This window comes from Pseudomonas sp. JZ114 (assembly GCF_051027705.1).
In the GTDB taxonomy this organism is placed as follows: domain Bacteria; phylum Pseudomonadota; class Gammaproteobacteria; order Pseudomonadales; family Pseudomonadaceae; genus Chryseomonas; species Chryseomonas luteola.
Genome location: NZ_CP069256.1, coordinates 1,461,554 through 1,472,853, shown reverse-complemented (window position 1 = coordinate 1,472,853; position 11,300 = coordinate 1,461,554). Strand labels below are relative to the sequence as shown.

At 55.4% G+C, this 11,300-nt stretch carries 9 protein-coding genes; 5 read left to right on the top strand and 4 right to left on the bottom strand.

The features are described 5' to 3' along the window. Positions 1-5 precede the first annotated feature (5 nt). From JQR90_RS06870 to fadB, 3 genes are read right to left on the bottom strand one after another with little or no spacing between them, the layout of a single operon-like run. A complete protein-coding gene (locus JQR90_RS06870) occupies positions 6-257 on the bottom strand; it encodes a DUF1653 domain-containing protein (RefSeq protein ID WP_010797696.1) in 252 nt (83 codons plus the stop codon). A gap of 60 nt (positions 258-317) precedes the next feature. Then, on the bottom strand, positions 318-1,493 hold the full coding sequence (gene fadA / locus JQR90_RS06865; RefSeq protein WP_010797695.1) for an acetyl-CoA C-acyltransferase FadA: 1,176 nt from the start codon (positions 1,491-1,493) through the stop codon (positions 318-320). A 27-nt stretch (positions 1,494-1,520) separates the two neighbouring features. Beyond that, a complete protein-coding gene (fadB, locus tag JQR90_RS06860) occupies positions 1,521-3,668 on the bottom strand; it encodes a fatty acid oxidation complex subunit alpha FadB (protein ID WP_010797694.1) in 2,148 nt (715 codons plus the stop codon). A 491-nt stretch (positions 3,669-4,159) separates the two neighbouring features. Here fadB and JQR90_RS06855 point away from each other — a divergent pair, with 491 nt between their 5' ends. Next, a complete protein-coding gene (locus JQR90_RS06855; protein ID WP_010797693.1) occupies positions 4,160-4,594 on the top strand; it encodes a universal stress protein in 435 nt (144 codons plus the stop codon). Between the two features lie 32 nt (positions 4,595-4,626). On the opposite strand, the gene JQR90_RS06850 is transcribed toward JQR90_RS06855, so the two are convergent. Next, complete coding sequence (locus tag JQR90_RS06850) at positions 4,627-6,546, bottom strand: ATP-binding cassette domain-containing protein (protein WP_010797692.1); 1,920 nt, start codon at positions 6,544-6,546, stop codon at positions 4,627-4,629. Between the two features lie 217 nt (positions 6,547-6,763). On the opposite strand from JQR90_RS06850, the gene JQR90_RS06845 reads away from it, so the two are divergent. From JQR90_RS06845 to JQR90_RS06830, 4 genes are all read left to right on the top strand, one after another. Continuing rightward, positions 6,764-8,692, top strand: coding sequence for a transglycosylase SLT domain-containing protein (locus tag JQR90_RS06845; RefSeq protein ID WP_010797691.1), 1,929 nt, complete (start codon positions 6,764-6,766; stop codon positions 8,690-8,692). A gap of 146 nt (positions 8,693-8,838) precedes the next feature. Next, complete coding sequence (locus tag JQR90_RS06840; protein WP_010797690.1) at positions 8,839-9,687, top strand: putative selenate ABC transporter substrate-binding protein; 849 nt, start codon at positions 8,839-8,841, stop codon at positions 9,685-9,687. Beyond that, complete coding sequence (locus JQR90_RS06835; RefSeq protein ID WP_010797689.1) at positions 9,684-10,484, top strand: phosphonate ABC transporter ATP-binding protein; 801 nt, start codon at positions 9,684-9,686, stop codon at positions 10,482-10,484. The genes JQR90_RS06840 and JQR90_RS06835 overlap by 4 nt, the downstream gene beginning before the upstream one ends. After that, positions 10,478-11,299 carry a PhnE/PtxC family ABC transporter permease gene (locus JQR90_RS06830; protein WP_010797688.1) on the top strand — a complete coding sequence of 274 codons (822 nt, stop codon included), beginning with the start codon at positions 10,478-10,480 and terminating at the stop codon, positions 11,297-11,299. Before JQR90_RS06835 ends, JQR90_RS06830 begins: the two co-directional genes overlap by 7 nt. The last annotated feature ends 1 nt before the right edge of the window (position 11,300 follow it).

The following is an 11,300-nucleotide window of genomic DNA, read 5'->3' as shown; positions in this document are numbered from 1 at the left end:
CAAGGTCAAGGCTGCGCGTTATCGGCAAGCCCTAACGGATTCTCCTCAACCTTTACTAAAGCAAAGCGGGGAACACGCTCGCTGTCCACCTCGACGCTTTCCAGAAACATGCTGAGCGGACGCGCCCAAAGGCCGTATTCACCATACAACGCCTGGTAAAAAACAAGCTCCTCTTCCGTTTCAGAATGTTTGGCTACGCCCAGGACACGGTACTCCTGCCCCTTGTAATGCCGATAGAGCCCAGGTTGTAAGGACATGTTCCCTCCAGAAAGAAAAACCGGGGCCAGGCCCCGGTTTCGGTAGCATAAACGCCATTCTCAGACGCGTTCGAACACCGTCGTAATGCCTTGACCCAGGCCGATACACATGGTTGCTACGCCCAGTGCACCACCCTTTTGTTTCATGACATTTAATAGCGTGCCGGAAATACGGGCTCCAGAGCAACCAAAGGGATGACCTAACGCGATGGCCCCACCATGAAGATTGACCTTTTCGTCCATCTTGTCGAGGAGCTTGAGGTCTTTCAGCACCGGTAATGCTTGGGCTGCGAAAGCCTCATTGAGTTCGACATAGTCAATGTCGCCCATCGACAGCCCTGCACGCTTGAGGGCCTTCTGGGTAGCCGGAACAGGACCATAGCCCATGATCGCAGGGTCTACGCCAGCAACCGCCATGGCCCGAATACGTGCCAGTGGCTGCAGGCCAAGGTCCATTGCCCGCTGACCGGACATCACAATCATACAGGAGGCGCCGTCGGTGATCTGGGATGACGTACCTGCAGTTACTGTACCATCCTTTGGATTAAACGCAGGTCTGAGTTCGGCCAGGCCTTCCACCGTTGTATCAGGACGGATGGTCTCGTCATAGTCAAACATCTTCAGGAAGCCATTTTCATCATGTCCTTCCATGGGGATGATTTCGTCCTTGAACGCACCCTCCTGAGTGGCCTTCCAAGCCAACTGGTGCGAACGGTAGCCAAATTTATCCTGTGCTTCCCGGGTAATGCCGTGCATCTTGCCCAGCAGCTCTGCTGTGAGCCCCATCATGCCAGAGGCCTTTGCAGCATAAAGCGACAGATGCGGGTTAGGGTCAACGCCATGCATCATGCTGACGTGTCCCATATGCTCGACGCCACCTACCACGAACACATCCCCATTACCGGTCATGATGGCCTGCGCAGCTGTATGCAGTGCGCTCATCGAAGACCCGCAGAGCCGGCTTACGGTCTGCCCTGCGCTAGTATGAGGGATGGGCGTCATCAAGGACGCCATTCGCGCAATGTTCCAGCCTTGCTCGAGCGTCTGGTTTACGCACCCCCAGATCACATCTTCCACTTCTGCCGGATTGATTTGCGGATTGCGTGCCAGAAGCTGGGTAATCAAATGGGCAGACATGTTTTCTGCCCGGGTATTACGATGCATGCCACCCTTGGAGCGACCCATCGGTGTGCGGCCAAAGTCGACGATAACAACGTCTCTTGGATTCAGGCTCATAAGAATTCTCGCTCTGTACTGTCTGCGTTAACCAAAGAAGGACTGGCCGTTACGGGCCATTTCGCGCAGCTTTTCAGTCGGGTGATACAGCGGCCCCAGATCAGCATACTGGTCGGCCAGTGCCACGAACTCGGCAACGCCCAGGGAATCGATATAACGCAGCGCACCGCCTCGGAAGGGAGGGAAGCCAATGCCATAGATCAATCCCATGTCCGCCTCGGCAGCCGACTCGACAATGCCATCTTCCAAGCAACGAACCGTTTCCAGGCACAGCGGAATCATCATGCGCTGAACGATTTCATCATCCGTGAAATCGCGCTGCTCATACACGACAGGCTTGAGCAAGGCATAGGTTTCTGCATCAGCGACTTTCTTTGGCTTGCCCTTTTTATCGGTCTCGTACACATAGAACCCTTTGCCGTTCTTCTGTCCAAGACGTTTAGCCTCGTACAGCGTATCAACAGCGGTCTTGCGGGACTCTTTCATCCGGTCAGGGAAGCCTTCCGCCATCACATCACGGGCGTGATGCGCCGTATCCATCCCCACAACATCCATCAAGTAAGCCGGCCCCATAGGCCAGCCAAACTTTTCCATGAGCTTGTCGATACGCTGGAAATCAGCGCCCTGCCCGATCAGGCCGGCAAAACCACCGAAATAAGGGAACAGCACCCGATTGACCAGAAAGCCCGGACAATCATTGACCACGATAGGGTTCTTACCCATTTTCTTGGCATAGGCCACAGTGGTCGCAATCGTTTTTTCGCTGGTCTTTTCGCCGCGGATTACTTCAACCAGAGGCATCATGTGCACCGGATTAAAGAAGTGCATACCGCAGAAATTTTCAGGACGCTTCAGAGCTTGTGCAAGCAAGCTGATCGAAATGGTTGAGGTATTGGACGCCAGAATGGCTTCTTCACCAACCTGATCTTCGACCTCTGCCAGCACAGCCTGCTTGATCTTGGGATTCTCAACAACAGCCTCAACCACGATATCCACCGACTTGAAGTCGCCATAGGACAAAGTGGGGCGAATACGATTGAGCGCTTCAGCCATTTTCACCGGCTCGAGACGGCCCTTCTCGACGCGCTTGTTGAGAAGCTTGCTCGCTTCATCAAGACCGAGCTGAATGGCTTCCTCACGGATATCCTTCATGAGAATCGGCGTGCCTTTGAGCGCAGACTGATAGGCGATACCACCGCCCATGATACCTGCCCCCAAGACGCTGGCCTGTTTGATCTCACCCGCCTGCTGATCGTAAACCTTAGCCTTTTTCTTGAGCAGCTGATCATTCAGGAACAGACCGATCAGGCTTTGCGAAACAGTTGTCTTGGCGAGCTTCACGAAGCCTTTGGCTTCGACCTCAAGCGCCTTCTCTCGTCCGAAATTAGCGGCCTTCTGGATGGTCTTGATCGCTTCTACTGGCGCGGGATAATTCGGACCCGCCTGACCTGCAACGTAGCCTTTGGCCGACTCGAATGCCATCATGGCTTCAATGGGGTTTAGCTTGAGCTTTTCAAGCTTGGGCTGACGACGGGCCTTGTGGTCAAGCTCGCCAGAAATGGCTCGACGTGCCAGATCCAACGCCGCGGCCTGCAACTTGTCGGGTGCAACAACTGCATCCACGACACCGACCTTGAGCGCCTCGGCAGCAGAGTTCTCCTTGCCCGAAGCAATCCACTCGATGGCATTGTCGCTACCGATCAGGCGAGGCAACCGAACAGTCCCGCCAAAACCGGGATAAATGCCCAGTTTTACTTCTGGCAGACCAACCTTTGCGGTCTCGCTCATGACCCGGAAGTCGGCAGCCATGGCGATTTCAAGGCCACCGCCAAGCGCGATGCCGTTAATTGCCGCTACGGTAGGGACGTTGAGGTCTTCAAAGTCATTGAAGATCTGATTGATCTCGAGGTTTCCTGCCAGCAGATCCTCGTCTGGCATACGGAAACTTTCGACAAACTCGGTGATGTCTGCCCCTACGAGGAAAACATCCTTTCCGCTACTGAGAATGACGGCCTTGACCGAAGCGTCGGCCTTGAGGGCATCGACAGCCTGGCGCAGCTCGTTCAAGGTCAGGCGATTAAATTTATTGACCGACTCGCCAGTAAGATCAAGCTTTAACTCGGCGATACCGTTTTCTAGAGCCTTAACCGTGATGGCTTTACCTTCGTAAATCATCAACTGATCTCCATACGTGGAAGCGGAACACTCACATCCAAGCCTTGTTGCCCATTCAGGCAGGCAGCCAACTGCATGGCGTGATACTAGGATTCGTTAAGCCCGGGCGAAACGCGAAAGCTATACCTTGCGGCAACCTTCTCTTCTCTGCCCGAGCACTACAGGGCCCGCAAGACAAACATCTGATTCATACAAGTGTTTGACAGCCCCTACACGATCATTCAAAACCTGCGTTATGTCAATTCGACCCATGCGTTAACGTGGCATAACAACCCATTGAGCCCAGAGGGCATGAGACTGAAAAATCGTCAATCTCTACAAAGGATAGGTGCAATTGGCGCAGCGATCTGTTAACAACAGCGAGGCGCAACACCCGCAGCAAGGAGCAAGTACCGCGAAATGCGGTCCAAACGGTATCTGGATAGCAGGTGCGAGCCGCACCAGACAGGCCATACTTGAAATGTTCGCCATCCTTAAGGAGGAGAAATAAAATGTCTTATAAACACATTCTGGTAGCCATCGACCTGACTGATGAATGCCATGCCGTAATCCGTCGTGCTGTCGATCTGGCTACCGGCCTCCAAAGCAAGGTTTCCCTGGTCCATGTGGTCGAACCAATGGCTATGGCGTTCGGCGGTGACGTGCCCATGGACCTTTCCTCCCTTCAACAACAGCAGATCGAACAGTCCCGTGAACGCCTGGACAGCTTTGTTGCGCAATACAGCCTTCTGGAAGGCCAGTGCCAGTTGGCCTATGGGCAGCCTCGCCAGGAAATCCACCGCTTTGCTCGCGAAAATGCCTGTGATCTGATCGTTGTAGGCAGCCACGGCCGCCATGGCCTTGCCCTTCTTCTGGGCTCGACCGCCAATGACCTGTTACATGGTGCCCCGTGTGACACCTTAGCGGTCTCCCTGACCCGGAAGTAATACTAAAAAGGGCTCCCTCAGGAGCCCTTTTTTCATTCTTCCAGTTCAGCCCATCGCTCCAGCAGCTGATCGAGCTCAAGCTGTAAAGCCTCGAAGCGCTCAACAACGACACGCGTCGTTTCAAGCGGCTGCTGGTAGAACGCCGGATCGGAAATCTGGCTTTGCAGTCTCGCCAGCTCGTTTTCCGTCGCCTCGATTTGTGCCGGCAAGGCATCCAGCTCGCGTTGATCCTTATAACTGAGCTTTTTACGGGCCGGCGCCTGCTGCGCTGCTGCCTTGGATGCTTCTACGGGTGTCGCTTGAGTGGCCGCCGCATCCGACTTGGCCTCCATTTTCGACCCTGTCGCACCTAACAAGCGAGGCGATCCACCTTGACGTAGCCAATCCTGATAGCCCCCGACATACTCACGTACAAGGCCCGAGCCTTCAAACACCAGGGTGCTGGTTACGACGTTATCAAGAAACGCCCGGTCGTGACTGACCATCAGCACGGTGCCCTCAAAGCTCAGAAGCACTTCTTCCAGTAGTTCGAGCGTTTCCACATCCAGATCGTTGGTAGGCTCGTCGAGTACCAACAGATTGGCCGGCTTGCTGAACAGCTTCGCCAGCAACAACCGAGCACGCTCGCCCCCTGACAGCGCTTTCACTGGCGTACGGGCACGCTGTGGGCTAAACAGGAAGTCCCCCAGATAACTGAGGACATGACGATCCTGACCGTTGATTGTGATAATTTCACGCCCTTCAGCCATGTTGTCGATGACGGTTTTTTCAGGCTCAAGCGCATGTCGCAGCTGATCGAAATAGGCCACTTCGAGCTTGGTGCCATGCACGATTTTTCCTGCCGTCGGCTCAAGGTCACCCAGCAGCAGTTTAAGCAGGGTTGTCTTTCCAGAGCCGTTGGGGCCTAACAAGCCCATCCGGTCGCCTCGCTGCACCACCAAGGAAAAATCACGGATAATGGGTTCGCTGCCTGGATGGGCATAATCCACGTGCTCGACAACAATGACCTGTTTTCCAGACTTGTCGGCGGTTTCCAGCTGCAGGTTTGCCTTACCCTGGCGTTCGCGTCGTTCGCTGCGTTCAAAGCGCATGGCCTTCAATGCACGCACTCGCCCTTCGTTGCGGGTACGTCGAGCCTTGATGCCTTGACGAATCCAGACCTCTTCCTGAGCCAGACGCTTGTCGAACAGTGCGTTGGCGGTCTCTTCCGCTGCAAGCTGCTGCTCTTTATGCACCAGAAAACTGGCGTAATCGCCCTGCCAATCGATCAGATGGCCTCGATCCAACTCAAGAATGCGTGTCGCCAGGGCTTGCAAGAAGGCTCGGTCGTGGGTGATGAACAGAATCGCACCCGGATATTGACTCAAGGCCTCTTCCAACCAGGCAATAGCCCCGATATCCAGATGGTTGGTTGGCTCATCGAGCAACAGCAAGTCAGGTTCGGCCACCAGGGCCTGCGCCAATAGCACACGCCGACGCCAGCCTCCGGAAAGCTCTGCAAGGGTCTTTTCTGCAGGCAACTGAAGGCGGCTCAGCGTGCTCTCGACCAGCTGCTGCAGTCGCCAGCCATCCTTGGCTTCCAAATCCTGCTGAACGCGCATCAGACGCGTCAGGTCTTCGTCAGTGTGAATGTTCTGGGACAGTCGATGATACTCCGCCAGCAACTCCCCTACGCCAGTCAATCCCTCGGCCACAACATCGAATACGGTACGATCATCTGCCCGAGGCAGCTCCTGAGGCAACTCTCCGATCTTCAGCGCCGGAGCACGCCAGATCTCGCCATCGTCTGGCATCTGCTCGCCCTTGACCAGGCGCAGCATGCTGGACTTGCCAGTACCGTTGCGCCCGATCACGCAGACTCTCTCACCCCGAGCAATCTGCCAGGACACTCCGTCCAGCAATGGCATGGCACCGAAAGCCAGGGATACGCCGGTGAATTTGAGCAAGGTCATAGGCATCTCCAAGAAAAAGGACGTGCATTCTAGTGCCCATCCGCACGAACTGCATGTTTTCCTACCGACGGCACTCAATGTTTTCGTACATATGACGACAAGATTATTAGCCTGACCGTTGGTAGCTCATACGCTTTCGTCGTAATGGCCGACAAGCTAAAGTAATCGCCTTTGTGCGGCCGAGCCGCATGTACCAGCAGTCTTCTCCGGGAATCTCATGCGCGGCCGTCTGTTCAAGCTGTTGACCTGTGTCTTTGCTTCTCTCATTGGATTGGAAACCGCTCACGCGGCCCCCATTGAGCAACAACGTCTCCTATACGACCAAGCCAAGGCAGCGCTGGCCAAGGGAGATGCCAGTCTCTATTTGCAGTCACGCAATGCGTTGCAAGGGTATCCCCTGGAGCCCTACCTGCAATATGACGAGCTGACCGCACGCCTCAAGAACGCCAGCAATACAGAAATAGAAGCCTTTCTTGCCGAGCATGGCGATCTCCCGCAGGCAAACTGGATGAAGCTGCGCTGGCTGCGCTGGCTCTCCGAGCGCGGCGATTGGAGTACCTTTGACCGCTACTATGACTCCAAGCTCAACTTTACCGAACTGGATTGCCTGAATGCCCAGCACCAGATTCAGGAAGGCCAGACAACACAACCCTTCAAGACAGCGGAAAAGCTCTGGCTGGTAGGCAAGTCACAACCAGCCGCCTGTGATGGCCTTTTCAGTGCCTGGGCTGCTCGCGGCCAGATGCCTGAAAGCATGGTTTGGAAACGTGCCAAGCTGGCGGCCGAAGCGCGTAATTACGGGCTAGTCACCCATTTGGGACAGCAGATGCCCACCCTGGGCTCACTTGCCAACCTGATGAGCGATATCGCTCAGAAACCCCAACAGCTAGCCGATGTGCAGCGCTTCACACCTGCCAGCGAGCCCATGGCCGATGTGGTTGGTCTGGGTTTGCGACGCCTTGCCAAACAGGATCCCGAGAAAGCATTGGGCCTACTCGATACCTATAGTCAGCGCCTGCCCTTTTCGCGCGACGAAAAAGTATCCATTGCGCGTGAGATCGGGCTGACCCTGGCCAAGAACTTTGACCCACGAGCCCTTCCGCTCATGGAGCGTTACGATCCGGAACTCCGTGATGACACGGTCAGCGAATGGCGTGCGCGCCTTCTACTGCGTCTGGCCCGCTGGAAAGAGACTTACCAGTTAATCCAGCGGTTTCCCCCATCGCTTCTGGAAACCAACCGCTGGCAATACTGGCGCGCCCGTACCCTGGAGCTGTCTCAGCCGCAAAGCTCAAGCGTACTGGCTGATTACCAGCCAGTCTCGCGTGAGCGCGATTTCTACGGCTTTCTAGCAGCCGACCGCATCAAGGCGCCTTATCAGCTGAACAATCGTCCGCTCGTACTGAGCAATAGCCTTCGCAACCGCGTACGCACCACGCCTGGTATTCAGCGCGCGCTCGAGTTCTATGCACGTGGTGAATTTGTAAATGCGCGGCGCGAGTGGTTTCATGTCAGCCGCAGCTTCAACCGGGACGAATTGGTTGCCCAGGCCCGCATGGCCTACGACATGCAATGGTATTTCCCGGCTATTCGCTCAATTAGCCAAGCCAAGTACTGGGACGATCTGGACATCCGCTTCCCTATCGCCTACCGCGACAGTTTCGTTCGTGAAGCGCGCCAGCGAGGCTTGCATAGCAGCTGGGTCTTCGCTATTACCCGGCAAGAGAGCGGCTTCATGGCCGATGCCCGTTCAGGCGTGGGAGCCATGGGCTTGATGCAGTTGATGCCTGCGACGGCAAAACATACTGCCAGCAAGTTTTCTATTCCATTGGCCAGCCCTCAATCAGCCCTGCAACCGGACACAAACATCCAGCTGGGCACCGCTTACCTGAGCATGGTTCATGCACAATTCAACGGTAACCGTGTTCTAGCCTCAGCGGCTTATAACGCCGGTCCCGGACGTGTAAAAAGATGGCTGAAGGACGCCCGGCACTTGGCGTTCGATGTCTGGGTAGAAACCATTCCGTTTGACGAAACCCGTCAATATGTCCAAAACGTGCTAGCGTATGCGGTCATCTACGGCCAAAAACTCAATACGCCTCAGCCACTGGTAGAGTGGCACGAACGCTTCTTTGACGAAACTTGATGACTTAAGCAGGAGCTGCAATAGCTTTGCAGCTCCTGCCTCGTTACACGTCGCCACACCAGGGTGCCATTAAGCGGCTGTGAAATTTCGTCAATCTCCGTATACTTCGCGGCTCTATTTTTTCCGCTATTGAACCGGAGAAACTCATGTTGAAGCGTTCCCTGGCCCTCGTGGCCGGTCTTACCCTGTGCGCCACTTCCCTTCTTACCCAGGCAGCAGATGCACTACGCGTCTCGGCTATCCCGGATGAAGCACCTACCGAATTGCTTCGCAAGTTCAAACCGCTGGGAGAGTACCTGGAAAAGCAGATTGGCATGCCTGTTACCTTCGTGCCGGTCTCCGATTATGCAGGCGTGGTCGAAGCGCTGGCCTCTGACAGACTGGACATGGCATGGTTGGGTGGCTTTACCTTTGTCCAGGCCCAACTCAAAGCGCCCATGAATCCGCTGGTACAACGGGAAGAAGATCAGAAATTCACCAGCAAATTCATTACAGCTGATCCAAACGTCAAATCGGTTCAAGACCTAAAAGGCAAAACGTTCGCCTTTGGCTCGATCTCTTCGACCTCCGGCAGCCTGATGCCCCGTTACTTCATGCAGCAGGAAGGGGTAATACCGGAGCAGTTTTTCTCACGTGTAGCCTATTCTGGAGCCCATGATGCAACTGCCGCCTGGGTACAGGCTGGAAAAGTGGATGGAGGCGTTTTGAACGCTTCGGTCTGGCAGAAGCTGGTTGATGCCAAGAAAGTAGACACAAGCAAGGTCAAGGTCTTCGCGACCACTCCGCCCTATTACGATTACAACTGGACCGTCAGAGGCAATCTGGATCCGCAACTGGCGGCCAAAATCAAGGCGGCCTTTCTTGCATTGGATCCTTCGAAGCCTGAAGACAAAGCCATTCTGGATCTACAGGCAGCCAGTCGTTTTGTAGAAACTTCTCCTGAAAACTATAAGGGCATCGAAGGCTCTGCACGTGCGGCCGGTCTGTTGAAGTGAGCGTCCAGTTAGCTGGCGTGGAGCTTCTTCACGCCAATGGGCATCGCGCGCTTTCAAAGCTTGACCTGAAGATCACCAAAGGTGAACGCGTAGCACTGATTGGCCCTTCTGGAGCAGGCAAGACCAGCTTGCTCCGCCTGATGGCGACAAGCCATAAGCCAACGGCAGGACAACTCACCGTATTGCAGACCGATCCGTGGTCATTGAGCGTGTCCCGATTGAAGTCGCTTCGTGCACATATCGGTCTGATTCACCAGGCACCTCCCCTCCCGGCGCGGCAACGCGTCGTAACGGCGGTACTGGCTGGGCGCCTGGGCCAATGGCCTTTATGGAAGAGCCTGGTCAGCCTTGTCTATCCACTGGATCGTCCGGGCGCCCAACAGGCTCTGGCAAAGCTGGACCTGTCAGAAAAGCTGTATCAGCGTTGCGATCAGCTCTCGGGGGGCCAGCTCCAGCGCGTCGGCATTGCCCGCGTGCTATACCAGGCGCCTGAGCTGATACTGGCGGATGAGCCTGTTTCCGCCATGGATCCTGTACTTGCCAGCCATACACTAACCATTCTCGCTCGTGAGGCCGAAACACGAAGCGCAACGCTGATCGCCAGCCTGCACAGCGTAGAGCTGGCGATCAAACACTTTCCGCGAATCATTGGGCTACGCCAAGGCGTTATTGTATTCGACAAAGCAACGCAAGCCGTTACCTCCGATGATCTGGAGCAGCTCTATGCCAATGAGCAATTAGCACCAGAGAACTCATCCAGTGTTTATTTCATGCCTGCCACACCACCGCGATGCTGATTGCCCCCTCGCGTGATCCTGCCGCCCTGCCTCGTCTAGGCATCAGCCTACTGGCACTCTTACTGCTCTGGCCTGGGCTTCACCTGTCCGAGTTGGATATTCCTGGTTTGCTCACCGGCGAGAACGCCAGAATCATGGGTAGCTTTTTGGCAGGATTCTGGCCGCTAGCCTACGATTCGGAGTTTCTCTCGATAGTTGGCAAAGCCACGCTGGAAACCCTAGCCATTGCCACGGCCGGTATGACGCTCGCCTGGGTGATCGCCTTTCCAGCAGCCTTGCTGGCAACCCGCTCGCTTTCCATCTCCGCGCTTCATCGGCAAGGACGTCCTTCGTGGCTGGGTCAGACGATTCGCAATACGGTACGTATCGTTCTTGTAATTCTGCGCAGCATTCCCGAAATTGTCTGGGCCTTATTATTTGTACGAGCGGTAGGCCTAGGTCCAACCGCGGGCGTCCTGGCCATTGCCATCACGTATGGTGGCATGCTGGGTAAGGTGTACGCCGAGATTTTCGAATCCGTACCTGCTGACGCGACGCGAGCATTGCTCTTGGGTGGCAGCTCGCGACTTCAGGCATTCGCATATGGACTGCTACCGGCCGCCAGCGGCGAAATGATCTCCTATACGATCTACCGCTGGGAGTGTGCTATCCGTGCATCGGTCGTCATGGGATTTGTTGGCGCTGGCGGGCTGGGACAACAGGTCGATCTGTCTCTGCGAATGTTTGCTGGCGGAGAAGTTGCCAGCCTGATGCTGACCTTTCTGATACTGGTCATGCTGGCCGACCTGATCAGCCGCTTGCTGCGAGAGCCGTAAC